22 protein-coding genes are annotated in these 24,600 nt (G+C 70.4%); 13 read left to right on the forward strand and 9 right to left on the reverse strand.

Annotated elements, in window-relative coordinates; translation table 11 throughout:
• Positions 1 to 34: 34 nt before the first annotated feature.
• From AB0I03_RS11615 to AB0I03_RS11635, 5 genes are all read right to left on the reverse strand, one after another.
• Entirely contained in the window at positions 35 to 772 is a 738-nt protein-coding gene (locus AB0I03_RS11615) for a hypothetical protein (RefSeq protein ID WP_360410378.1), read from the reverse strand.
• A gap of 159 nt (positions 773 to 931) precedes the next feature.
• A complete protein-coding gene (locus AB0I03_RS11620; protein ID WP_360410381.1) occupies positions 932 to 2,083 on the reverse strand; it encodes a uroporphyrinogen-III synthase in 1,152 nt (383 codons plus the stop codon).
• Entirely contained in the window at positions 2,083 to 2,424 is a 342-nt protein-coding gene (gene nirD / locus AB0I03_RS11625; RefSeq protein WP_360410384.1) for a nitrite reductase small subunit NirD, read from the reverse strand. Before nirD ends, AB0I03_RS11620 begins: the two co-directional genes overlap by 1 nt.
• A gap of 5 nt (positions 2,425 to 2,429) precedes the next feature.
• Positions 2,430 to 4,907, reverse strand: coding sequence for a nitrite reductase large subunit NirB (gene nirB / locus AB0I03_RS11630; RefSeq protein WP_360410387.1), 2,478 nt, complete (start codon positions 4,905 to 4,907; stop codon positions 2,430 to 2,432).
• Complete coding sequence (locus AB0I03_RS11635; protein ID WP_360410390.1) at positions 4,904 to 6,325, reverse strand: FAD-dependent oxidoreductase; 1,422 nt, start codon at positions 6,323 to 6,325, stop codon at positions 4,904 to 4,906. The genes nirB and AB0I03_RS11635 overlap by 4 nt, the downstream gene beginning before the upstream one ends.
• Before the next feature lie 397 nt (positions 6,326 to 6,722).
• Here AB0I03_RS11635 and AB0I03_RS11640 point away from each other — a divergent pair, with 397 nt between their 5' ends.
• From AB0I03_RS11640 to AB0I03_RS11665, 6 genes are all read left to right on the forward strand, one after another.
• Positions 6,723 to 7,103 carry a YbaB/EbfC family nucleoid-associated protein gene (locus AB0I03_RS11640; RefSeq protein WP_360410393.1) on the forward strand — a complete coding sequence of 127 codons (381 nt, stop codon included), beginning with the start codon at positions 6,723 to 6,725 and terminating at the stop codon, positions 7,101 to 7,103.
• Positions 7,100 to 7,414 (forward strand): type VII secretion target, encoded by a 315-nt coding sequence (locus AB0I03_RS11645; protein ID WP_360410396.1) that lies wholly within the window; start codon positions 7,100 to 7,102, stop codon positions 7,412 to 7,414. Before AB0I03_RS11640 ends, AB0I03_RS11645 begins: the two co-directional genes overlap by 4 nt.
• On the forward strand, positions 7,415 to 8,125 hold the full coding sequence (locus tag AB0I03_RS11650) for a hypothetical protein (RefSeq protein ID WP_360410399.1): 711 nt from the start codon (positions 7,415 to 7,417) through the stop codon (positions 8,123 to 8,125).
• Positions 8,126 to 8,131: 6 nt separating this feature from the next.
• Complete coding sequence (locus AB0I03_RS11655) at positions 8,132 to 8,731, forward strand: EndoU domain-containing protein (RefSeq protein WP_360410402.1); 600 nt, start codon at positions 8,132 to 8,134, stop codon at positions 8,729 to 8,731.
• Positions 8,732 to 8,746: 15 nt separating this feature from the next.
• Positions 8,747 to 9,010: a hypothetical protein gene (locus AB0I03_RS11660; protein ID WP_360410405.1), complete on the forward strand. Its 264-nt coding sequence runs from the start codon at positions 8,747 to 8,749 to the stop codon at positions 9,008 to 9,010.
• A gap of 157 nt (positions 9,011 to 9,167) precedes the next feature.
• Complete coding sequence (locus AB0I03_RS11665) at positions 9,168 to 11,507, forward strand: germacradienol/geosmin synthase (RefSeq protein ID WP_360410408.1); 2,340 nt, start codon at positions 9,168 to 9,170, stop codon at positions 11,505 to 11,507.
• On the opposite strand, the gene AB0I03_RS11670 is transcribed toward AB0I03_RS11665, so the two are convergent.
• On the reverse strand, positions 11,423 to 12,127 hold the full coding sequence (locus AB0I03_RS11670) for a hypothetical protein (RefSeq protein ID WP_360410411.1): 705 nt from the start codon (positions 12,125 to 12,127) through the stop codon (positions 11,423 to 11,425). The two genes, AB0I03_RS11665 and AB0I03_RS11670, sit on opposite strands and share 85 nt — an antisense overlap.
• A 77-nt stretch (positions 12,128 to 12,204) precedes the next feature.
• Here AB0I03_RS11670 and AB0I03_RS11675 point away from each other — a divergent pair, with 77 nt between their 5' ends.
• The 5 genes from AB0I03_RS11675 (at position 12,205) to AB0I03_RS11695 (ending at position 17,316) form a co-directional block, all read left to right on the forward strand.
• Positions 12,205 to 12,987: a hypothetical protein gene (locus AB0I03_RS11675; protein ID WP_360410414.1), complete on the forward strand. Its 783-nt coding sequence runs from the start codon at positions 12,205 to 12,207 to the stop codon at positions 12,985 to 12,987.
• Between the two features lie 93 nt (positions 12,988 to 13,080).
• Positions 13,081 to 14,505, forward strand: coding sequence for a family 2B encapsulin nanocompartment shell protein (locus tag AB0I03_RS11680; RefSeq protein ID WP_360410417.1), 1,425 nt, complete (start codon positions 13,081 to 13,083; stop codon positions 14,503 to 14,505).
• 88 nt (positions 14,506 to 14,593) lie between these two features.
• Complete coding sequence (locus AB0I03_RS11685) at positions 14,594 to 15,610, forward strand: polyprenyl synthetase family protein (protein WP_360410420.1); 1,017 nt, start codon at positions 14,594 to 14,596, stop codon at positions 15,608 to 15,610.
• 32 nt (positions 15,611 to 15,642) lie between these two features.
• Entirely contained in the window at positions 15,643 to 16,602 is a 960-nt protein-coding gene (ispH, locus tag AB0I03_RS11690) for a 4-hydroxy-3-methylbut-2-enyl diphosphate reductase (RefSeq protein WP_360410423.1), read from the forward strand.
• A gap of 102 nt (positions 16,603 to 16,704) precedes the next feature.
• Positions 16,705 to 17,316 (forward strand): DUF1349 domain-containing protein, encoded by a 612-nt coding sequence (locus tag AB0I03_RS11695; RefSeq protein WP_360410426.1) that lies wholly within the window; start codon positions 16,705 to 16,707, stop codon positions 17,314 to 17,316.
• Positions 17,317 to 17,415: 99 nt separating this feature from the next.
• Here the strand turns inward: AB0I03_RS11695 and AB0I03_RS11700 are convergent, their stop codons facing one another.
• The 3 genes from AB0I03_RS11700 to AB0I03_RS11710 form a co-directional block, all read right to left on the reverse strand.
• On the reverse strand, positions 17,416 to 18,573 hold the full coding sequence (locus AB0I03_RS11700; protein WP_360410429.1) for an alpha/beta hydrolase: 1,158 nt from the start codon (positions 18,571 to 18,573) through the stop codon (positions 17,416 to 17,418).
• A 165-nt stretch (positions 18,574 to 18,738) separates the two neighbouring features.
• Positions 18,739 to 20,817 (reverse strand): molybdopterin oxidoreductase family protein, encoded by a 2,079-nt coding sequence (locus AB0I03_RS11705; protein WP_360410432.1) that lies wholly within the window; start codon positions 20,815 to 20,817, stop codon positions 18,739 to 18,741.
• A gap of 135 nt (positions 20,818 to 20,952) precedes the next feature.
• On the reverse strand, positions 20,953 to 22,356 hold the full coding sequence (locus AB0I03_RS11710) for an MFS transporter (RefSeq protein ID WP_360410435.1): 1,404 nt from the start codon (positions 22,354 to 22,356) through the stop codon (positions 20,953 to 20,955).
• Between the two features lie 193 nt (positions 22,357 to 22,549).
• Here AB0I03_RS11710 and AB0I03_RS11715 point away from each other — a divergent pair, with 193 nt between their 5' ends.
• A complete protein-coding gene (locus tag AB0I03_RS11715) occupies positions 22,550 to 23,467 on the forward strand; it encodes an ABC transporter ATP-binding protein (RefSeq protein WP_360410438.1) in 918 nt (305 codons plus the stop codon).
• Positions 23,464 to 24,567, forward strand: coding sequence for an ABC transporter permease (locus AB0I03_RS11720; protein WP_360410441.1), 1,104 nt, complete (start codon positions 23,464 to 23,466; stop codon positions 24,565 to 24,567). Before AB0I03_RS11715 ends, AB0I03_RS11720 begins: the two co-directional genes overlap by 4 nt.
• Positions 24,568 to 24,600: the final 33 nt, after the last annotated feature.

Consider the following 24,600-nt stretch of genomic DNA (forward strand, 5'->3'; position numbering starts at 1 on the left):
CCGACGCAGGTGCGTCGGGGCCGTCGCGATGTCGCTACTGCTGGGGCGGGCCGGGCGGCTGCTGCCCGTACGGGGGCTGGCCGGGGCCGGGCTGGCCCGGGCCGGGCTGACCGGGCTGTCCGTACGGCGGCTGCTGGCCGTAGGGCGGCTGGCCCGGGTACGGGCCCATGGGGGGCTCTTCCTTGCGGAAGAACCGGTTCGAGGCCGGGAGGGCGAGCAGGATGATGATGAGGAGCGAGCCGACGATCAGCACGACCGCCAGCGTCCACGACACGCCGTTGAGCCAGCCGGGCGTGGCGTCCGACAGCGACTGCGCCATCTCGTCCTGAACCGGGTCGCCGGACTCCATGCCCATCGTGGAGCCGATCTGCGAGAGCATCGTGTACGGCCCGCAGCACAGCAGCGACAGGCCTGCGAGGATCCAGCTGAGGATCCGGGCGGGCCGCTTGCCCGCGTTGTTGAGCAGGCCCAGTACGACGTAGAAGATCGCGTAGACCACGAATACCGCGGCCACCGCGACGAAGCCGACCGTCACGGCGTTGGAGATGTCGGACTCAGTGAGGCCCGAGGTGTCGAACTCCGGATCCCGCTGCATCTCCTCCAGGAGCGCGTCGCTGACCGCGCCCTGCACGGCGAACATGCCGATGCCGGTGAAGACGAGCAGCGCCGCGGTGACGAAGTGGGTCCACACGGCGGCGGTGACCGACCCCGGCCGGGTCCTCGGGCCGGGCGGGGGCGACTGCGGGTACTGCGGCGCCGGCGGGTATGCCATGGCGGTCTCCGATCAATGACGGACTGGGCGTAACGGTCTCAGGAACCTCATCGTACGGAGTCGCCGAGCGTCGCGCCACCCATCCTCAATGGCCGGTGAACTGCGAAAGGACGCCGACGCCGCCCTGACCGGAGGGCCAGGGCGGCGCGAGCAGCGATTTCAGACCTCGAGGTTCAACCGGTAGCCGCGCTTGATGACAGTCTCCACACAGGACCGCAGGTGGACGGCGTCGCGCAGGCGGGTCACCGCCATCTCGACAGCGTGGCCGTCCGCGCCGCGGGGCAGGTGGCCGAGCAGTTCGGCGCGGGAGAGGACCTTGCCGTTCGCGGAGGCCAGTGCTCTTATGACGGCCATCGGCGCGGGCGGCAGCTGGAACGGCTTGTCGTCCAGGAGCACCATGTGGCCGCGCAGCTCGATGCTGTGCCCGGTCGCGAGCTGCAGCTTGCGCGAGCGCCTGGGCAGGGCCGAGGCGACGGTGCGCACGAGCGCGCCCAGGCGGGCCCGCTGCGGCTGCACCGATTCGACGCCGAGGCGCGTGAGCGGCGCGGCGGTGATCGGGCCGACCGAGACGGAGAGGACCCCGTTGTCCTCGGCGGAGGCGCGGAACGCCTCGAGCATGTCGGCGGCCTGGTCGCCCGCGATGCGCAGCAGCGCGTTCGCGGCCGGCGCGGAGGTGAAGGTCACGGCGTCGATGCGGCGGGCGCAGATGGCGTCCACGAGCCGCTGCACGGGCGTGATGTCGGTGGGGAGGGTCCAGCGGTAGACCGGGACGGCGACGGCCGCACCGCCGCCGTCGCGGACGGTCTGGATGAAGTCCTCCGCGGGGTCGCCGTGGAGCTGGATCGCGACCCGCTGGCCGTTGACCCCGCGTTCGCGCAGGTACTCGACGACCTCGTCGCCGGTCTCGCTCGGCGCGGTCCACTCCTCGGTGAGGCCCGCCGCGCGCACCGCACCGAGGGCCTTGGGGCCGCGGCACAGGATGCGCGCGCGGCCCATCACGGTGAGCAGGTCGTCGCCCATGCCCCAGCCCTCGGCCGCCTCGAGCCAGCCGCGGAAGCCAATGCCGGTGGTCGCGACCACGAGGTCGGGGGCTTCGCGGATGAGCTCCACTGTGGCCGCGCGCAGCGCCTCGTCGTCCGGTAGCGGGACGATGCGCAGCGTGGGGGCGACCACCGTGCGGGCGCCGCGGCGCTCGAGGAGGGTCGCCAGCTCTTCGGCGCGGCGCTGGGCGGTGACGGCCACGGTGTAGCCGGTCAGCGGCGCCAGCGTCGAGTCGACGGCTTCGCGGGAGGGGGCAGGGGCTGCGACCATCAGGCGCTCGCTTTCACTTCCGAGTTGACGCCGACGCGGACCTGCCCGTCGAGGACTTCGACGGCGAAGACCTCCAGGGCCACCGCCTCGTCGTCGAGGCAGATGCCGGTCTTGAGCGAGAACGCCTGCTTGAGCAGGGGGCTGGTGACGATCGGCTCGCCGCCGCGGTCGCCGACCAGGCCCCGGCTCATGACGTTCGCGTCCATGAACGGGTCCAGGTTGGACACGGCGTAGAGGCTGTCGTCGTGGAGTCGGAACACCGCGACCTGGGTGCCGTCATCCAGGAGGGCGGCCACACCGCGGCCGGGAATGATGCGATCGAACTGGCAGATGGTTTGCATGGTGATCACTTCCTTATCGGCGTGCCGAGAGCGACGGGCGTGCTGTGCGAGCGCTCGGTGGACCCGGCCGGGAACTTCTGGCCGCGGACGGTCTCGAACTCGATCTTCGGGTCCGGGGCCTCCGGGGCGTTGACGAAGGACACGAAGCGCTGGAGCTTCTCGGGGTCGTCGATGACGCCCTTCCACTCGTCCGCGTAGTTCGCGACGTGCTTCTCCATGAGCGCGTCGAGTTCATCGCAGATGCCCAGCTTGTCGTCCACGATGACCTCGCGGAGGTAGTCGATGCCGCCTTCGAGGCCCTCGACCCACTTCGAGGTGCGCTGGAGGCGGTCGGCGGTCGAGATGTAGAACATCAGGAACCGGTCGATGGTCCGCACCAGCGTCTCAGTGTCCACATCAGACATGAGCAGGTCGGCGTGGCGGGGCGTGAAGCCGCCGTTGCCGCCCACGTACAGGTTCCAGCCGTGCTCGGTCGCGATGACCCCGAAGTCCTTGCCGCGGGCCTCGGCGCATTCGCGCGCGCAGCCGGAGACGGCGGACTTGAGCTTGTGCGGGCTGCGCAGCCCGCGGTACCGCAGCTCCAGGTCGATCGCCATCTTCACCGAGTCCTGGACGCCGTACCGGCACCAGTCGGTGCCGACGCAGGACTTGACGGTGCGCAGCGCCTTGCCGTAGGCGTGGCCCGACTCGAAGCCGGCGTCCACGAGCTTGCGCCAGATCTTCGGCAGGTCCTCCACGCGGGCGCCGAACATGTCGATGCGCTGGCCGCCCGTGATCTTCGTGTAGAGGTCGAACTCCTTGGCGACCTCGCCGATGACGATGAGCTTGTCCGGGGTGATCTCGCCGCCGGGGATGCGCGGGACCACGGAGTAGGTGCCGTTGCGCTGCATGTTCGCCAGGAAGTGGTCGTTGGTGTCCTGGAGGGACGCCTGCTCGCCTTCGAGGATGTGCCCGTTGGAGAGGCTCGCGAGGATCGACGCCACGGTGGGCTTGCACAGGTCGCAGCCGGCGCCGGTGCCGTAGCGGGCGATGAGCTCGGAGAACGTGGTGATGCCGGTGACCTTGACGATGTCGAACAGCTCGGCCCGCGACTGCGTGAAGTGCTCGCACACCGCGTTCGAGACCTCGACGCCGCCTTCCTTCAGCAGCTGCTTGAGCATCGGGATGCACGAGCCGCAGGAGGTGCCGGCCTTCGTGCAGGCCTTGAGCTCGCCGACGTCGGTGCAGCCCTGCTCGTGGATGGCGCCCATGATGTCGCCCTTGGTGACCGCGTTGCAGGAGCAGACCTGCGCGCCGTCGGGCAGGGCGCCCTCGATCTCGCCGCCGCCGAGGAGGTCCGCAAGCTTGCCGGGGACCTTGCCGCCCACCGAAGCGCGCAGCAGCGGATAGGGCTCGGCGTCGCCGACGAGCATGCCGCCCAGCAGCGTCTGGGCGTCATCCGAGAGGATCAGCTTCGCGTAGGTGCCGTGCGCCGGGTCCAGGTAGGTGGTGGAGAGCGGGCCCTCCATCGCGCCGAACTGGGCGACGTCCACACCGAGGAGCTTCAGCTTCGTCGACATGTCGGCGCCGGGGAACGTGGCCTCGCCGCCCGCGAGGCGGTCGGCGACCACTTCGGCCATCGAGTACCCGGGGGCCACGAGGCCGTAGCACATGCCCTCCATCGCCGCGACCTCGCCGATCGCGTACACGTCCGGATCCGAAGTGACGCACGACAGGTCGGTGATGATGCCGCCGCGCTCGCCTACCTCGATGCCGCAGTCGCGGGCGAGCTGGTCGCGGGGGCGCACGCCCGCCGCGAAGATGATCAGGTCGGTGTCGTAGGCGACGCCCTCGCGGTTCGTCTCCATGCGCAGGCGGCCGTCGACCGCCTCGATCTTCGTGCCGCCGGTGCCGCAGTCGACGCCGATGCCGAGCTTCACGATGTGCTGCTTGAGGATGCCGCCGCCGGCCTCGTCGAGCTGGCGGGCCATGAGCCAAGGGGCGAACTCGACGATCTGCGTCTCGAGCCCGAGGAGCTTCAGCGCGTTCGCGGCCTCGAGGCCGAGCAGCCCGCCGCCGATGACCACGCCGTGGCGCCGCCCCTCGGAGTGGGCTTTGATCGCCTCGAGGTCTTCGATCGTGCGGTAGACGAACACGCCCTCGAGGTCCGCGCCCTCCATCGGGGGCACGAACGCGTAAGAGCCGGTAGCGAACACGAGCTTGTCGTAGGCGTACTCGCCGGTCGCGGAGCGCACGACCTTCGCCTCGCGGTCGATCGCGACGGCCGCCTCACCCAGGCGCACGTCGACGCCGTCGAGGTCCGAGGCGAGCGAGAGCTCCTCCGCGCTGACCCCGTCGAAGAACGCCGACAGGCGCACCCGGTCGTAGGCCGGGCGGGGCTCCTCGCAGAGGACCGTGACCTCCCAGGACGGGTCGCGCTGGGTGACCGCCTCCAGGAACCGGCGGCCGACCATGCCGTCGCCGATGACTACCAACTTGCTCATGCTGACACCTCATTCAATTGCTCGGCAGCCTGACCGATTCCAGCGACGGTGCTGTTCAGCCACTTGCACAGACCCGCGACGTCCTCGGCACACGTGCCGCAGCCCGTCGAGGCCTGCGTGACCTCCGACAGGGCCTCGGGCGAGCGCGCTCCATTGAGGAACGCCTTGCCCAGGGCCCCTTTCGTGACGTTGTTGCAGCGGCAGACCACGACCTCGTCGGACATGGACGCCGGAGTATCGGGGGCCACCGACACGGACTCGCCGGGGCGGCCCATCAGGAGGGTGCGGCGGTCGTGCGGCACCGGGTCACCGGTGTCGAACAACTGGACCACCTGGCCCACCATCGGGTTGTCGCCGAGCATGACCGCCCCCGCGAGGCGGCCGTCGGCGTCGATCACCAAGCGGGCGTACGTGCCCCGCGTCGGGTCGGCGAACGAGACGACCTCGTCGCCCTCGACCTCGCCCATCGCGGCGAGCTCGATCCCGGAGGCCTTCAGGCGGGTGACCAGGCGCGAGCCCTCGTAGGCCGCGTCCGGGTTCACCCCGGAGAGGAGGTCGACCACCACGTCCGACTGCTCCCAGGCCGGGCCCACGAGCCCGTAGGGGATGCCGCGGTGCTCGGCGCAGTCGCCCACGGCGAACACGTCCGGGTGCGAGGTGCGGCACTGGTCGTCGATCTTCACGGCCCGCCCGCACTCGATGCCGAGCGAGCGGGCCAGGTCGGCGTTGGGGCGGATGCCGCACGACACGACCATGAGCTGACCGGTGATCGTGCGCCCGTCCGCGAGCACGAGGGTGAGGCCGTCGTCGCCGTGGATGACCCGGGTGGTCTGCGCGTCCACGATCGACTGGACGCCGACCTCGGCGTAGGAGTCGGCGAGGACCTTCGCGCCCAGGGAGTCGAGCTGCCGGTCCATGAGGTGCCCGGCCGCGTGCACCACGGTGACGTCCATGCCGCGCTTGGCGAGGCCGCGGGCGGCCTCGAGGCCGAGGAGCCCGCCGCCGAGCACGATCGCGCTGGCGCGGTTGGCGGCCTCGTCGAGGATGGCGCGGGCGTCCTCGATCGTGCGGAGCACGTAGGCGCCGGTGGGGAGGGGGTCGAGGCCGGGGATCGGCGGGACGAACGCGTCCGCGCCGGTGGCCAGGACCAGCTTGTCGAAGGCGACGCCGTTGACGGTCTTGCGCTCGAGGTCGACGGTCTCGACCGCTTCGCCGAGGCGCACCTCGACGTTCTCCGGCGGGGCCGGCAGGGCGATCTCGTCCTCGGTCTGCTTGCCCGCGATCATGCTCGAGAGCAGGATGCGGTTGTACGCGGCCTGGGGCTCGTCTCCGAAGACGGTGACCTCGACCCCGCGCCGCCCGAGCTCGCGGGCGATACGGGCCCCGGCCATGCCGTAACCGACGATCGCGACCTTCACGCGCTGGACCTCCCGGTGCTGGACTGACTGCGTAGGCGGCGGTGGGCTCGCTGTCTTGCGTTTCCCGCAAGCCCGCCCGCCGCGCGCTGTCTGGGCGACGACGCTGTCAGTCCCCGACTGGCGTCTAGGTTCACCCGGGGCTGTTACGCGAGCGAGCGGTGAATGTTTCGCGTGTGCTAAGTAGTCCGCACTCTCCCGTTTCAGGCACTCGACAGCTCGCGCCCGGAACAGGACCCCGCATGAGCACCGGCAACGCAGATACAGGGGCGGAGCCATGGGACGACGCGGGCCGACGGCAGGCGTCCGGGAGGTGAGGAGCCTTGGAACACCTGGGCTATTCTCGCCACCTGATGGGCGCCGGCACCCGGACCGCCGGCGGTACGAGGAGTGATCGAGCATGGACAGACGGGTACTCAGCGGCGACGACGCCGTCGCCCGCCTTCAGGAACGCCAGGCGGCCTTCCAGCAGACCGTGGCGGCGACCCAGGAGATGGCGACGCGCATGCGGACCCTGACGGCGACCGCGAGCGACGCGAACGGGCTCGCCACCGTCACCGTCGACTCCAGCGGAGTCCTGCTCAAGGCCGACTTCTCCGCGCGCATCCAGCGCACTGCCCCCGAAGCCGTCTCCCGTGCGCTCATGGAGGCCCTCGCCGACGCCAAGCAGCGGGTCGCCGCGCAGACCCAGGAGGTCATCGCCGACACCGTGGGCGCCGACTCCGCGACCGGCCGGGCCGTCGCCCAGGACCTCCAGAGCCGCCTCGGCGGCCGCCCGTGAGCGGCGGCATCGAGGTCGACCCGGAGGAACTGCGCACCCACGCCGGGCACATCGACGGCCTCATCCAGCGCTTCGAGACCGTGAAGGCGGCCTCCGCCGAGATCACCGCCGCGCCCGATGCGTTCGGGCCGCTGTGCGAGTGGATGGCCGGGATCCTCGAGGAGAAGCACCAGCTGGTCGAGCCCCTGTTCGGCAAGGGCATCACCAACCTCGGCACCCATGTCGAGGCCCTCAGGACCTGCGCCGACCTCTACGAGGAGTCCGACGCCAGCACCGGGAGCGACTTCGACCGGCTTACCGGAGGCCTGTAGATGAGCGACAACCCCCTGGTCGCCGATGTCCAGGACTCGCACCACTTCTGGAAGGGCGCGGGCATCGGCGAGGACATCGCCGACATCGTCGCCGCCATCAAATCCGAGGAGTGGGTGGACGCCTCCCTCGCGGGTGTGGGCGCCGGACTCAGCGCGGTCGGCTTCCTCGACCCGCTCGGCGCGATCGTCTCCACGGGCGTCTCGTGGCTCATCGAGCTCATCGAGCCGCTGCGGGACCTCCTCGACGACCTCACCGGCGACGCCGACATCCTCACCGCCCACGCCCAGACGTGGACCAACATGGCCGAAGAGCTCATGAGCATCAAGGACGACCTCACCGCGTTCATCGACGCCGACATCGCCGGCTGGCAGGACGACGCCGCCGCGGCGTACAAGGCCAACATGGGGCACAACGTGGTCGGCACCGATGGGCTGGCCCAGTTGTGCGCGGCCATGAGCGCCGCGACCACCGGCGCCGGGACGCTGGTCACGGTGACCAGGGAACTCGTGCGCGACCTCATCGCGCAGCTCGTCGCCACGCTGCTCATCCGCCTCCCGGTGTGGCTGGGGCTCTGCGCCACGGGCGTCGGCATCCCCGCGGTCGCGGTACAGGCGGCGGGCATGATCGCGCAGGTCCTCGCGACGGTGGTCGGGGTCGTCATCGCGCTCGTCCAGAGCCTCCAGGCTCTCCAGCAGCTTCTCGACAGTTAGGTGACCATGCGCGCGCTCACCAAGCTCCTCGTAGTCGCCGCGATCGCTCTGGCGTTCGCCACTCCCAAGCCGGGGCCGAAACCGGGCCCCAAGCCGGGCCCGCCGCGGGTCAAGCCACCGGTCAGCGGCGTCTCCTCGGCCGCGAAAGCGGCGTGGGACGAGTTCGACCAGGGCCAGGCCGGCGGCGGGACCACCCCGACGACGCCGAACCAGCCGGGCACCAGCGGCTGGACCCCCGAGCAACTGCAGAACATGCCGAACCTCGGCGACACCTCCAAGCGCAGGACCCACATCCTCTACGGTGAATACGGCACTGGCGGCGACCTGATCAGCGGCGGCCACGCCCCCGGATCGGGCGGCGGCACCGAATTCCCGGACACGTGGTCGGAGAACCAGATGATCGAGGGCATCGAGCACGTGGCCCGCAACCCGACCTCCATGAAGCCGCGCGACGGCGGCGGCTATGAGGCCGTGGGCGTCCACAACGGGGTCGAGATCAAGGTGATCCTCAACAAGGACGGGACCGTGTGGACCGGCTATCCGACCCCGACCCCGGGCAACATCAGCAGTGGCGTCGTCGTGAACGACAAGGGCCTCTTGTTCTAGGAATCGAGGAGCACAGTGCAGAACGATTACAGGACCACGCTGGTCGAGCAGGTGCGCAAGTACGCGCCCTCGCTGGCCGGCCAGGTGGTGGACTCGCTGCGCGAGAAGGTGATCGTGGGTGAGCTCTCCCTTGCCGCGGCCGACTTCGTGAGCGCCCTCGTCAGGGCCCAGGTGCCCGTCGACCCGAAGGACGTGCCGACGCTCCGGTGGCTCCTCGAGAACGTGACCCTGCCGCCGGACACTCCGGCCGACCTGACCGACCGGCTCACGCTCGCCTGACCCAGCGCACGTCGCAACACAAAGGCGCGCTTCCCGTCGCACGGGGAGCGCGCCTGACTCGTTCGCGGGCGACGCAACCCGAACTGGGGGTAGCGGCTTCACTCCGGAGGCCTTACAGTGGCGTTGCAAACTGCCGGTTTCGCCCCTAGGGAGTGCTATGCCAGAAAATCACCCGTTCGAGCTACCCGTGTTCTATCTTCCCTACCCGGCGCGCCTGAATCCGAACGTGGAGGGCGCGCGCGCCCACGCGCGGGTGTGGGCCAAGGCGATGGGGATGCTCGACGCCCCGGCCGAAGGCGGCGGCGTCATCTGGGACGAGGCCGAGCTCGACCGCCACGACTACGGGCTGCTGTGCGCGTACACGCACCCCGACTGCGACGCGCCCGCGCTCGACCTCGTCACCGACTGGTACGTGTGGGTGTTCTTCTTCGACGACCACTTCCTCGACGCGTTCAAGCGCACCCGGGACATGAAGGGCGCCAAGGCGTACCTCGACCGCATCCCGCTGTTCATGCCGCTCGACCTCAGCGAACCGCCGGAGCCGGAGAACCCGGTCGAGCTCGGCCTGATCGACCTGTGGCGGCGCACGGCGCCATCGATGTCGATGGGCTGGCGCGAGCGGTTCCTCGAGAGCACGATCAACCTGCTGTTCGAGTCCATGTGGGAGCTCACGAACATCACCACCGACCGGGTCGCCAACCCGATCGAGTACATCGAGATGCGCCGCAAGGTCGGCGGCGCCCCGTGGTCGGCTGGCATCGTCGAGTACGCCGTCGGTGCCGAAGTGCCCGACACGGTCGCGCGCGAACGGCCGCTCGAAGTCCTGCGCGACACCTTCAGCGACGCCGTTCACCTGCGCAACGACCTGTTCTCCTACGAGCGCGAGGTCACCGACGAAGGCGAGAACGCCAACGCCGTGCTCGTCTTCGAGCGGTTCCTCGGCATGGAGACCCAGCAGGCCGCGAACCTGGTCAACGACATCCTCACCTCGCGGCTCCACCAGTTCGAGAACACGGCCCTCACCGAGCTGCCGGTCCTCGCCGCCGACCGGCGGCTGAACCCTGCCGAGCAGACCGCGATCGCCCTGTACGCCAAGGGACTCCAGGACTGGCAGGCCGGCGGCCACGAATGGCACATGCGGTCCAGCCGGTACATGAACGACGCGGCGCAGCGGGTCCTGGGCGGGCCCAACGGGATCGGGACGGGCGCGGCCCGGATCTCGCTGTCGGGGCTGAAGCAGCACACGCGCGAACCGTTCCGGAAGGTCGGGCCGATGACGCTGCCGGAGATCCACCTGCCGTACGAGCTGCGGCTCAACCCGCTGCTCGACGAGGCTCGCCGCCACGGCGAGGAGTGGGCGGCGGCGATGGGCTTCCTCGCGCCCGACCCGGCGCTGCCGGGCTCGGGCCTGTGGGACCGGGAGCAGTTCCTCGGCTTCGACTTCGCCATCTGCTCCGCGGGCATCGCCCCCGACGCGGAGCAGGCGGAGCTGGACACCTCCGCGGACTGGCTCGCCTGGGGCACTTACGGGGACGACTACTACCCGGCGGTGTTCGGGCGCAGCCGTGCCCTCGCCCCCGCGATCGCGCAGCACCGGCGGCTCCTGGAGTTCCTGCCGCTGGACCTCGGGCCGACGCCGGTCCCGGTCAACCCGATCGAGAAGGGCCTGGCGGACCTGTGGCGGCGCACCGCCGCCCAGTTCGACGACCGGGCGCGCGCCGAGTTCAAGCGCGCCGTCACGGTGATGATCGAGTCCTGGCTCTGGGAGCTGAACTCGGAGAACCAGAACCGGGTGCCCGACCCGGTCGACTACATCGAGATGCGCCGCAGGACGTTCGGCTCCGACCTCACCATGGCACTCGCCAGGTTGAAGGCCGGCCGCGAGGTGCCGGACGCGGTGTTCCAGTCCCGGCCGATCCGCGCCATGGAGACCGCCTCCATGGACCAGTCGTGCCTGGTCAACGACCTCTTCTCCTACCGCAAGGAGATCGAGTTCGAAGGGCAGATCGCCAATGCCGTGACCATCGTCGAGGAGTACCTCGGCTGCGGGCCGGTCCAGGCGATGGACGTCGTCAACGCGCTCATGACCGCCCGGGTCGAGCAGTTCCAGTTCATCGCCGAGCACGACCTGCCGCCGGTCATCGCCGAACTCGACCTCGACTCGGCCGCAAGGAAGGCGGTCGACGCGTACGTGGTGAGCCTGCGGGACTGGAACGCGGCGATCCTCAACTGGCACCGCGTCACCGCCCGCTACGACGACGACAAGCTCCGCCCGCTCATGGTGGCGGGACCCGGAGCGGCGGGCGGGCCCAGGCCGATGCCGCAGAGCGTCCCCGTGGAGGCCGAGGCCCCCAAGGAATTCCGGCTGCCCGCGACGGCGACCGCTGGACTGCGGCCGCCGTCGTGGCGGGACTACCTGCCGACGCGGCGCGACAGTGCCGAGCCTCCGCCTACGGCGACGACGAACCCGACCATCGCGGCGATCATGCGCCGCTGAGCCGTCCCGTCATCGGACTCCTCCGCGACCGCAGCGGGGGCCTCCTCCTCGACCGCGAGCGCCTCGGGCAGTGGCCCGGGCGCTTGCGGCGAGGCGGCGGCCTCGCTCGGCGGGTCCGCGACCGGCGTGGGCTCCGCAGCCGCCGGTGTCGGTGGCGCGGGCGGGGCCGCCGGTTCGGGTTCAGGGCGTTCCGGCTCCGGTTGCTCGGGAGCGGGCGGACTCGGCGGCTCGGGTGCAGGCGGCGACGAAGGCGCAGGCGGGCTCGGGGGCTCCGGCGACGAAGGCGTCGGCGGCTCGGGGGAGGGCGGTTCGGGCGACGGTTCCGGAGGCTCGGGGCAGTGGTGGTGGTGATGGTGATGCCGGCCTTCGGCCCGCTCCCAAGGGATGTCGGGGTAGGTCGGGTAGTCCGGCCAGCTCGGGTACGGGGGGTAGGTCAGGCACGGCCAGGTCGGGTAGTCCGGCCAGCTCGGGTAATCCGGCCAGGCCGGGTGGCCGTGGTGACCGTGGCGCCCCTCGGTGGCCGGCTCAGGCGGGGCGGACCCGCCGTCGAAGGCCAGCGCGAGGGCGGGCAGGCCGGTCAGCAGGACGGCCCCGATCACGAGCGCTATGAGCCGTCGCATGTCCGTCTCCGACCTTGATTCCGGAATTCACTAGTATCCACGTGAATATTCTGCTTTATGAGATTTGGTAGGCACAAATGGCCATTTGGCTGCAAGGTTTGCTGTTCTTCCTGTTGGTCGTGGCGGCGGCGAGCGTGGTCGTCGCGCTCCTTCAGAAGTTCGCGCCGCCCACCACCCGCGGGCACAACAACGAGCTGGGCACGACGCTGTTCGAGCTGCTCACGGTCCTGTACGCGATCGTGCTGGCGTTCGTGCTGATCACCGCGTGGGAGGACAAGAACGAGGCGGGCCACGTGACGTTCCAGGAGTCGAACGAGCTGGTCGGGGTGTACTGGTCCGCGGCGGCGCTCGAGCCCGCGGACCGCGACGAGGTGCGCGCGGCGGTGCGGGCTTACACGGCCGAGGTGATCGAGGTCGAGTGGCCCGCGATGCGCGACCAGGAGCCGGTGTCCTCCGAGGGGCTGCTGCTGCTGGACGAGATGCGCGCGCCGGTGTCCGGTCAGCAGACCGACGACGATGTGGAGCAGGCGCGGCTCGACACCGTGCGCGACGGCGTGGCGGTCGTCGAGGAGTACCGCACCGATCGGCTGTTCACGGCGCAGCGGGGCCTCGGTCCGGTGATGTGGACGGTGCTGGTGCCGGGGGCGCTGCTGGTGTTCGCGGTGATGCTCACGCTGGGCACGCCGACCCGCAAGTACCAGTTCGTGCTCGTCGGGCTGATCTCCGGGATGGTGGCGCTCATGCTGTTCGCGGCCTTCCAGCTGGAGTACCCGTTCAGCCGGGGCGGGGCGACGGACCCGGTGGCGTACGAGACGGCGATCGAACGCTTCGACGTCATTGATGCGGAGTATTCACAATAATGACCCTTATGGGTGAATTATTGGCTTTCAAGCTATAGTGAACGCTAAGATGCTCTACGAGCCAAAGCAGCCCCAATGTGAGGAAGTGACTGCATGACCGACTCTGTCGTCGACAGCACGCCGGCCGTTCCTACGCAGACCGCGAACGTTCAGCATCCCCAGACCAGCCTCAGCACCGCCGCCGCCCGCAACCTCGCGACCACCACGAAGTCCGCCCCGCAGATGCAGGAGATCACCTCCCGGTGGCTCCTCAAGGTCCTGCCGTGGGTCCAGACGCAGGGCGGCGCGTACCGCGTCAACCGGCGCCTGACCCACACGGTCGGCGACGGCCGCGTCGAGTTCAGCACCGAAGGGGACGCCGTCCGCGTCATCCCCACCGAGCTCGGCGAGATCGCGCAGCTGCGCGGCATCGAGAACGAGGAAGTGCTGACGGCGCTCGCCGACCGCTTCGAGCAGCGCGAGGTCGGCGCCGGCGAGCACCTGGCGCAGGAGGGCCGGCCCGTCGACGGCGTGCACCTCATCGCGCACGGCCGCGTCGAGCAGTTCGGCGCCGGTCCATTCGGGGACCAGTCCTCGCTCGGGCTCATGGTCGACGGCGACCACTTCGGCGAGGAACTCCTCGTCGAGGACGACGCCAAGTGGGAGCACGACGTGGTCGCCGCGACCCCGGTCACGGTCCTCACGCTCCCGGCCGCCGCCGCGGCCGAGCTGATCGAGCGCATCCCCGAACTCGCCGCGCACCTGGACCGCTACAAGGCGGGCCGCTCGGTCAAGGCCAACAAGCACGGCGAGGCCGCGATCGACGTCGCCGCGGGCCACACCGGCGAGCCGGACCTGCCGCGCACGTTCGTGGACTACGAGCTCGCGCCGCGCGAGTACGAGCTCTCGGTCGCGCAGACCGTGCTGCGCGTCCACACCCGCGTCGCCGACCTCTACAACCAGCCGATGAACCAGATGGAGCAGCAGCTGCGGCTCACCGTCGAGGCCCTGCGCGAACTGCAGGAAGACCAGATGGTCAACAACAAGGAGTTCGGCCTCCTGCACAACGCGGCCCTGAGCCAGCGCATCCCGACCCGCACGGGCCCGCCGACCCCGGACGACCTGGACGAGCTCATCAGCCGCCGCCGCAAGCCCGAGATCCTGCTCGCGCACCCGAAGGCGATCGCCGCGTTCGGCCGCGAGTGCACCAAGCGCGGCATCTACCCGTCCACGGTGGACTACCACGGGCACCACATCCCGGCCTGGCGCGGCATCCCGATGCTGCCCTGCAACAAGATCCCGATCACCGGTTCGCGCACCACGTCGATCCTCTGCATGCGCACCGGCGAGTCGGAGCAGGGCGTCATCGGCCTGCACCAGATCGGCCTGCCGGACGAGTACGAGCCCGGGCTCTCGGTGCGGTTCATGGGCATCGACGAGAAGGCCGTCATGTCCTACCTCGTGAGCGCCTACTACTCCGTCGCGGTCCTGGTACCGGACGCGCTCGGCATCCTCGAGCACGTCGAGATCGGGCGCTGAGAACCCCGGGCGGCCGCTTCCGCACTGAGGCGGCCGCCCGGGCTCCCGCCACGTTCCCCGCAGACCCCGCCGCCCAGGGAGGCCCCGCTTGACCGTCCTGACCGACCACACCGCCGCCCGCGAGGCCGTCGACGCGGGACTCCGCGCCGCCGCCGCCCGGCTCCCCGCCCCCGCCGCGCGCATCGCGGCCTACCACTTCGGCTGGACCGACGCCTCAGGCTCGCCCGTCCAGGCCAACTCCGGCAAAGCCCTCCGGCCGCTCCTGACACTCCTGGCCGCCAAGGCCGTCGGCGGCGAGGACGGCTGGCGGCAGGCCGTCCCGGCGGCCGTCGCCGTCGAGATGGTCCACAACTTCTCCCTCATCCACGACGACATCATCGACCGCGACAGCCTCCGCCGCCACCGCCCGACCGCGTGGAAGGTCTACGGCGTCAACGACGCGATCCTCGTCGGCGACGCCCTGCACGCACTGGCGTTCGAGGTCATCGCCGAGTCCGGCTGCGACAAGGTCCCCGCGGGAACGGGCCTGCTCGCCCAGACCGTGCGGGCGCTCATCGAAGGCCAGCTCGAGGACACCCGGTTCGAGACCCGCGAGCGGGTCGAACTCGCCGAATGCGTCGCGATGTCGGAGGCGAAGACCGCCTCGCTCATGGGCTGCGCGACCGCACTCGGCGCGCTCTTCGGCGGCGGCACCGCGCCGCAGGTCGATGCGCTGCGGGACTTCGGCTTCCGCCTCGGGCTGGCGTTCCAGCACGTCGACGACCTGCTGGGGATCTGGGGCGATCCCGCCGTCACCGGCAAGGCCGTGTACTCGGATCTGCGCAACCGCAAGAAGTCGCTCCCGGTCACCGCTGCGCTCGGCTCCGGGCACCCCGACGCGCCCGAGCTCGCCGCGATCTACGGCGCCACCGGTCAGCTCACCGAGCCCGAGCTGCGCCGCGCCGCCGACCTCGTCGAAGCCTGCGGCGGCAGGCAGGCGAGCCGCCGCTCCGCCGAGATGCTCACCGAGGCGGCGACCGACAGCCTCAACGTGGCGGGCCTCCAAGCCGAGGCCGTGGAAGAACTGACGCATCTGGCCGCGAGCACGGTCCACAGAGCCAATTGATGGCTCGCAAGCTTCGCAAAGAGGGCATATTCATGGCTCGCAAGCCGCGCCGCGTGCTCCTTCCGGCGCCGCGGTCGTTCTGCGCCGGGGTGGAGCGGGCGATCGAGATCGTCGAGCGCCTGCTCGAAGAGCACGGCCCGCCCGTCTACGTGCGCAACCAGATCGTGCACAACGCGCACGTGGTGGCGGACCTGGAGTCGCGGGGCGCGGTCTTCGTCGGCGAGCTCGATGAAGTGCCCGCCGACGCGCTCGTGGTCTTCAGCGCCCACGGCGTCGCCCCCGCGGTGGAGCGCGAAGCCGCCGCACGCGGCCTCGACGCGATCGACGCGACCTGCCCACTGGTCGCGAAGGTCCACGCCGAGGCCAAGCGGGCGGCCGACAGCGGCGACACGGTGATCCTGATCGGACACGAAGGCCACGAAGAGGTCATCGGCACGATCGGCGTGGCCCCGGACCGCACGCTCCTGGTCGAGAGCGCCGCCGAGATCGCGGCGCTGCAGGTCCCCGACCCGGCGAAACTCACGTACCTGAGCCAGACGACCCTCGCGGTGGCCGAGGTCGAGACCATCGCCGAAGCCCTCAAGCAGCGCTTCCCGCAGATCAAAGACCAAGGGGCCGAGGACATCTGCTACGCCACCAGCAACCGCCAAGCGGCGGTCGCCGCCGTGGTGGACGAAGCCGACCTCGTCCTGGTGGTCGGCTCGGCGAACTCCTCCAACTCGAACCGCCTGGTGGAACTCGCCGACAGCGCCGGCGTCGCGGCCCACCTCATCGAGGACGCCGCGGCGATCGACCCGAACTGGCTGGAGCACGCGGCGACCGTGGCCGTGACGGCCGGAGCCTCAGCCCCGCCGCGCCTCGTCGACGAGGTGGTGCAGGCCCTCGCCGCATTGGGCCCCATCGAGATCGTCGAACGAGTCCACACCCGAGAGACCCAGGAATTCCTACTCCCCCAACGGCTCAGGCCCACCGCCAAGAACCGCCAACGCTGAGACCCCGAACCAACGGGCAACATCTCGGCCCGCCCGCCCCCCTTTTCCCAACCGTTGAATAAAGAAACTCCTGGGACTTCTTTCCACCGCTAAGCTGGCCGGATGACAGTCAACATTCCCGCTCTCCCCTTCCCCCTCGACTGGGAAGACGCCGTCGAACCGCCGAAGTGGCAGGTCACCGAGGCCGGCCTGGAGGCGACCGCCGCGGCCCGCACCGACTGGTACGTCTACGCCCCCGACCCCACTGCGCCCGCCCCCGCCAACGGCGCCCGCCTGCTCGGCCTGCCGCCGGAGGGCGACTGGCAGTTCAGCGCCCGCATCACCGTGGGCTTCAACGGCAAGTACGACGCCGGAACCCTCTTCCTCGTCGCCGACGAGCGCCACTGGTCGAAGCTGTGCTTCGAGTACTCCCCGGACGAGCAGGGCACGGTGGTCTCGGTCGTCACCCGCGGCATCTCCGACGACGCCAACGCCTGGAACGTCGAGGGCGACACGGTCTGGATGCGCGTCAGCCGCATCGGCGAGGGCTTCGCCTTCCACGCCTCCTCCGACGGCGAGCGCTGGGAGTTCGTGCGCTGCTTCGGCTTCGGCGTGGACACCCCAGTCAAGGCCGGCTTCGGCGTCCAGGCCCCGGAAGGCCAGGGCTGCAACGTCCAGTTCACCGACATCGCCTTCAAGCAGGAGACCCTCGCGGACCTCCGCAACGGCTCCTGATAGCGCATTCCAGCCTTTCTGCTCGTCTCAGTGGCCGTCTGACGCAAGAACAACCCGGCCGCGCATTGCGCGGCCGGGCTTTCGGTTTCCTTGTGCGGGTTATGGGTTGTGGAAGACCAGCTCGGGCCAGTCTGCGTTCGGGTCGAGGACCGGGGCTTCTTCGCCGCGGAGGTGGGCGTCGACGAAGCCGGTGACGAGGGCGCGGGCGATCTCGTTGCTGCGGTTGCCGTCGAGGTCGTCCTGGTTGAGTCCGGCCTGCTCGCCGAGGGGGCCGAAGTCCGTCATCGAGCTGTGCGTGGTGCCGGTGACGGTGATCCAGCGCTTCCAGTCGTCGAGCTTCTTCCAGGCCTTGTCCCAGGTCTTGTCCTGGCCGGGGGACCCGTGGTCGTCGCCGCCGCCGACCATCATGAAGGGGCGGTCGAGCTTGTGCGGGTCGAGCGCGAAGAAGGTGCCGTCGAGGTTGAACCCAGCGTCGAAGCGCTCGTCGTCGTGCATGGCACGGTGGCTGCTCGCGCCGCCGATCGAGTGGCCGCCGACGGCGATGCGATCGGCGTCGATACTGAGCTCATAAGGGAAGTCGGCGTCCTCCCAGGCCGCGTCGTCGCCGGTGAGCTCGTCGAGGACGAAGGAGAGGTCCTCGGCGCGATTCGGGACCAGTGACTCGACGTCGAGGTCCTCATGCTGGCAGGTGAGGCACTCGGTGGTGCGTCCGTCGGGGAAGGTGATCGGCGCTTCGTAGTTGTGGCCGACGGCCGCCACCGCGTACCCCTGGCTCGCAAGCTCTTCGGCCATGCCGGTGAGGGTGGCGCGGGGGAACGAGAAGCCCGGTGAGAGCACCACGAGCGGGAGCGCGCCGTCGTCGGCGAGCGGTTCGGCGTCGGCCACCGAGTTCGTCTCGACCGAGGCGAGGAGTTCGCCGGGCAGCTGGAGTTGCGCGCCGAACAGCGCGCCTTCCTCGGCGGTCATGTAGGGCGCGGTCGCGCCCTCCGTCTCGGCGGTCGGGTACCACATGGTGACCATGAGCTCCCGGTCCTCCTCGGGGACCCACACGTCGGGCCGGTCCTCGTCGACGAGGTGGAGTTGCGTGGTGCCGGTATCGAACGCACCGCCCGGTTCGGGGATCGCCAGCGCTGGTGCGGCGGTCTCGGCCAGCCCGGTGGTTTCAGCCTGCGCAGTGGAGATGGCGGCTGCGGTCGCTCCGGCGGTGACCGCGAGTGCGGTGGCGCCGAGGAGGAGTCGTTTCGCGTGGCGTCGCAACGTCGAGTTCCAATCGGTCGATGGTGCGGGCCCGTTCGGGCCCGCACCATCAAGTCTGGCGTCTGGAATCGTTGCCGCCCTGGGTATTTCGACCAGAGCTTCTAGGTCTTTCGACCGGTATTCGGCGCCTCGGCCCCTGCCGAAAGTCAGGGGTGCAGGACGCGGTCAGGGCCGGGCGGCCGGGGCGATCTTGACGGCGCAGACCTTGAACTCGGGCATGCGGCTGATCGGGTCGAGCACGTCGGAGACGGCGGCGTTGGCGTTGCCGGCGCCCGGGAAGTGGAACGGGCTGAAGACGGTGTCCGGCCGGATGTCGGCGGTCAGGCGCGCGGGCGCGGTGTAGGAGCCGCGCCGGGAGGTGATGCGGACCCAGTCGCCTTCGCCGATGCCGTGGCGCACCGCGGTGTCGGGGTGGATCTGCAGGAACTGCTCGCTGTCGGGCCCGTCGAGGGACGCGATGAGGCGGGTCTGCGCGCCCGACTGGTACTGGGTGAGGACGCGGCCGGTGGTGAGGTACAGCGGGTAGGAGCGGTCGCGGCGCTCGGCCGGGTGCCGGTGGTCGACGGCGATGAACTTGGCGCGCCCGTCCGGGGTGGCGAACTTGAAGTCGGCGAACATGCGGGGGGTGCCGTCGTGCTCGGGGCCGGGCACGGGCCATTGGAAGGTCCGGTCCTCAAGGCGCTCATAGGAGACGCCGGAGTAGTCGGCCTTGCCGCCGGCGGAGGCGCGGCCGAGCTCCTCGAAGATCGCCTCCGGGTCGGTGGAGTACGAGCCGGGGGCGTCGAGGCGCGCGGCGAGCTCCTTCATGATCCACAGGTCCGAGTGGACGCCGTCGGGTGCGCCGCGCAGGGACTTGCGGCGGATGATCCGCCCTTCGAGGTTGGTCATCGTGCCGTCCTCCTCGGCCCATTGGGTGACGGGGAGGACGACTTCGGCGAGGCGCGCGGTCTCGGACATGACGAAGTCGAACGAGACGAGGCAGTCGAGGTCCTTGAGGCGGTCGGCGACGCGCGCCGCGCGCGGCGCCGAGACCACGGGGTTGGAGCCGAGCACGAAGAGCATCTTCACCTCGTCGCCGCATTTGCGCAGCAGCTCGACGGCGGAGACGCCCGCACCGGGCAGGGTCTCGGGGTCGACGCCCCACACGGCGGCGACGTGCTCGCGCGCGGCCGGGTCGGTGATCATGCGGTAGCCGGGGAGCTGGTCGGCCTTCTGGCCGTGCTCGCGCCCGCCCTGGCCGTTGCCCTGGCCGGTGATGCACCCGTACCCGGAGCTCGGCCTCCCGGGCAGGCCGAGGGCGAGGGCGAGGTTGATCCAGGCGGTGACGGTGTCGACGCCCTTCGCGTGCTGCTCGGAGCCGCGCGCGGTGAGGATCACCGTCTTCTTCGGCCTCGGCCCTTGCGGGCCGTCAATTGGTGCAGCCATGAGCCGCGCCGCCGCGTACAGGTCGGGGACGCTGACGCCCGTGATGCGCTCGACGAACGCGGGCCAGTAGCCGGCGACGGTCTGGCGGACCTCGTCGAAGCCGTCGGTGTGGGCCTTGATGTAGTCGTGGTCGAGGTAGCCCTGCTCGATCGCGATGTGCAGCAGGCCGTTCGCCAGCGCGAGGTCGGTGCCGGGCGCGGCCTGGAGGTGCAGTTGGGCCTGCTCGGCCGTGGCGGTGCGGCGGGGGTCGACGACGATGAGCTCGGCGCCGGTGAGGAACCGCATGAGCGGCGGCATGGTCTCGGCGGGGTTGGCGCCGACGAGGACGATGACGTCCGCGTCCTGCAGGTCCTCCTTGGGGAAGGGGAGGCCGCGGTCGATGCCGAATGAGCGGTTGAGGGCGCCTGCCGCCGACGACATGCAGAAGCGGCCGTTGTAGTCGATGTGCTTGCTGCCCAAGGCGAGGCGGGTCCATTTGCCGAGCTGGTAGACCTTCTCGTTGGTGAGGCCGCCGCCGCCGAAGACGCCCACGGCGTCCTTCCCGTGCTCGGCCTGGACGGACCGGATGCGGTCGGCGACGTGGTCGAGGGCGGTCTCCCAGGAGACGGGTTCACCGCGCAGGAGCGGCGTGGTGAGCCGTTCGGGGTGGTCGAGGAGTTCGGGCGAGGTCCAGCCCTTCTTGCACATGCCGCCGCCGCGGGGTGCGGCGGTGACCTTGCCTTCGGTGTCCTCCTCCAGCCGCATGCCGCACTGGAGCGCGCAGTACGGGCAGTGGGTGTCGGCGGTGCGGACGACGGGGAGGGCGGCGCGAACGGTCATGCGGCGAGTGTGTCCGGGCGTCGTTTCGGCGTCACGTGAGCAATGTTTCCGGAATGCTAAGTGGCCCGCAATCGTCGGTAAGTGACGATTGCGGGCCGGTGGCTCGACGGCGACGCTGCCGCGGTGGGGGCTCGGTCAGACCTTCGCGTAGGCGAGGCTGGGGGCCTTCTCGACGAGGACGGTGCGCTGGTAGCACCACCAGTTGATGATCAGGAAGACGCCGTAGGCGGCGACGAACGCCCACATGGCGGGGACGACGGAGCCGGTCTGCTCGTTCGCGATGCGGAAGCCCTGGTTGATGAGGAATCCGCCGAAGGCGCCGATGGCGGAGATCCAGCCGAGGGCGGCGGCCGTGATCTTCTTGGCCTTCACGACCTCGGTCTCGCTGGCCTTGCCGCCTGCGGCGGCGGCCGCCTCGGCCTGGAAGATCGCCGGGATCGAGCGGTAGGTGGAGCCGTTGGCGATGCCGCTCATGGCGAACAGCAGCATGAACGAGGTGAAGAACAGGGCGAACGACCCGGAGTTGATGCCCCAGATGGCGCCCATCGCGCCGACGCCCATGAGGATGAACGCGCCGCTGGTGATGGGGGCTCCGGCGAGGCGGTCGGCGAACCAGCCGCCGATGGGCCGCACGAGCGAGCCGACGAGCGGGCCGAGCGCGGCGATCCACAGGGACTGGAATTCGGGGAACTCGATCCTGATGACCAGGGGGAACGCGAAGGAGTAGCCGATGAACGACCCGAACGTGCCGATGTAGAGGACGCTCATGATCCAGGTGTGCCTGCGTGCCAGCGCCGGGACCTGCTCGCGCAGGGGGGTGCGGGCGACCGCGAGGTTGTCCATGGCCCGCCAGGCCATGATCGCGGCGAACACGCCGAGCACGAGCCACAGCAGCGGCACGTTGTGCAGGAAGAAGTCCCTGCCTGCGGGGGTCGTGCCCTGGGAGGCGCCGAAGATGCCGAGGCCGATCACGAGCGGGCCGATGAACTGCACGGCCGAGACGCCGATGTTGCCGCCGGCGGCGTTGATGCCGAGGGCCGCGCCGCGGTGGCGTTCGGGGTAGAAGTAGGAGATGTTGGCCATCGAGGACGCGAAGTTGCCGCCGCCGAAGCCGGCGAGGACGCCCGAGACGACGAACAGCCAGTACGGCGTGCCCGGCGTCATCACGCAGTACGCCAGGAGCGCGGTGGGCAGGACCAGGAGGGCCGCGGAGATGATGGTCCAGTTCCGGCCGCCGAACAGCGCCACTGCGGCGGTGTAGGGGATGCGCAGGAACGCGCCGACCAGGTTCGGGACGGCGGTGAGCCAGAACAGCTGGCTGGTGGTGAAGTCGTAGCCCGCCGCGGCCAGGAACGGGGTGATGATGCTGAACATCGTCCACACCGAGAAGCCGAGGTGCTCGGCGAGCACTGACCAGATGAGGTTGCGTCGGGCGACCTTGCGGCCGGTCGACTGCCAGAAGGCCTCGTCGTCCGGGCGCCAGTCGGTGATCCACCCCTTGCGGGCGGGCGGTGCGGGTTGCGTCAGTGTCGCTGTCATGGCGCAACCTTCCGCGAGCGGCGTTGCCTGGTTGTGCGGCACCTGTGCCGGTGCGATGAAGTTCGGCTCACGGTCTTGTTACGGAGGGTGTGAAAGGGCCGCGGCTGCCGCCCTGGACGTACACGGGACCGGACGTGTACACCCGTAAGGCGAGAACCCGGTCACAAATGCCGATGGCATAGCGTTAGCGGCTATGGACGCCGCCATCGAGGTCGCCGACCTCCGCAAGACCTACCGCGGCCGCAGGACCGGTGAGGTTCGCGCGGTCGACGGCGTGAGCTTCCGCGTGGAACGCGGCGAGTTCTTCGGCATCCTCGGCCCGAACGGGGCCGGGAAGACGACGACCCTCGAGATCGTCGAGGGCCTGCGCAAGCCCGATTCGGGGACAGTGCGCCTGCTCGGCCGCTCCCCTTGGCCGCACTCTCCCGAGCTGACCGGCCGCCTCGGCGTGCAGCTCCAGGCGTCGGCGTTCTTCGAGTTCCTGACCGCGCGCGAGCAGATCGAGACGTTCGCGGAGCTGTATGGGGCCGGGCAGGGCCGCGCGGCCGAGATGCTCGAGCTCGTGGGTCTCGCCGAGCACGCGAACGTGCGGTGCGAGAAGCTCTCGGGCGGCCAGCAGCAGCGCCTCTCGATCGCGTGCGCGCTCGTGGGCGACCCTGAGCTGGTGTTCCTCGACGAGCCGACCGCTGCGCTCGACCCGCAGGCGCGGCGCAACCTGTGGGACCTCATGCGCTCCATCAACGCCGAAGGCCGCACCGTGGTGCTGACGACCCACTACATGGAGGAGGCCGAGGCGCTCTGCGACCGGGTCGCCATCATGGACGCGGGGAAGATCCGGGCGATCGACTCGCCCGCCGGTTTCGTGCAGGGCCTCGACGCCCCCACCAAGGTCACCGTCGCCGCCGGGCAGCTCAGCGACGAACGCGTCCAGGAGCTCGCGGCCGGCGAGCCGTGGACGGCCGGCGAGACCGCGGTCGTGTTCGAGACGCGCGATCCGCGCAAGCTCTTGACCGCGCTGGCGTCCGACGGGGCCCTCGACGGCCTGTCGGTGCGCACGGCGAACCTGGAAGACGTCTTCTTGCACGTGACCGGACGGGAGTGGCGCGGATGAGCCTCGAGACGGCGGAGGCGCGCACGGTGCGCGCCGAGCGTTCGGGAGGCCGGGCGTACCGGAGCCTGTTCAAGGCGCTGGGGCGCGGGTGGCTCCGCGACCGCAGCCAGATCTTCTTCACGATCCTCCTGCCGCTGATGTTCATGGTGCTGCTCGCGAGCGTGTTCGGCTCCGGCGACACCGCGGCGTCGCGGATCGTCGCGGTCGGTGACGTGGCCGTGCTCGACGGCGCGGACGCTGACGAGTTCGCCGTCGCCGAGGCGTCGGACCTGGACGCGGCGCTGGCGATGCTGCGCGACGGCGACGCGGACGCTGCGGTCGTCCAGGACGGTTCGACAGTGCGGATCTACCCGTCGGCGACGAACTCGACCTCGGGCGCGATCGCCGAAGGGCGGCTTTCGGCGCTGGTCGACGACGTGAACGTCGAGGTGCTCTCGGCGGCGGCACCGGGCGAGCCGGTGCTGGCGACCGAGGTCGAGGAGGCCGACGGCGGGGCGCTGCAGCCGATCCAGTACCTCGCGCCGGGGATCCTGGCGTGGGGCGTGGCGATCGCGGGCGTGTTCGGCGCGGCCGGCACGATCGTGGACTGGAAGCGCGACAAGCTGCTGCGGCGGCTGCGCCTGACGCCCGCTTCGGTGCGGACGTTCCTGGGCGCGAAGGTCTCGGTGAACCTCGTGGTCGCGGTCGGCCAGACCGCGGTGTTCCTGGCGGTGGCGGCTTTGGGCTTCGGGTTGCGGTTGTCGGCGTGGACGTGGTTCGCGGTGCCGCTGGTGCTGCTCGGGACGCTCGCGTTCCTGGCGATCGGCGTGGTCATCGGCGGGATCGCGCAGACGAGCCCGGCCGCGGCCGGGCTGAGCAACCTCGTGACGATGCCGATGGCGTTCGTGTCGGGCGCGTTCTACCCGCTGGCGCTCTCGCCGGGGTGGGTGCAGGCGATCTCGTACGCGTCGCCGATGCGGTACCTGAACGAGGCGCTGCAGTCGGTGGTCGTCTACGGCGAGCCGCCCACGGCGGTTCTCCCGCAGATCGGCTTCCTCGCCGCCTTCGCGGCGATCGTGGCGCTCTTCTCCTGGAAGACGTTCAAGTTCGACGAGCTCTGAGTTTCGCTCACGTCGTGTTCGAGGCGGGATCGT

Source organism: Glycomyces sp. NPDC021274 (assembly GCF_040641195.1).
Classification (GTDB): domain Bacteria; phylum Actinomycetota; class Actinomycetes; order Mycobacteriales; family Micromonosporaceae; genus Glycomyces.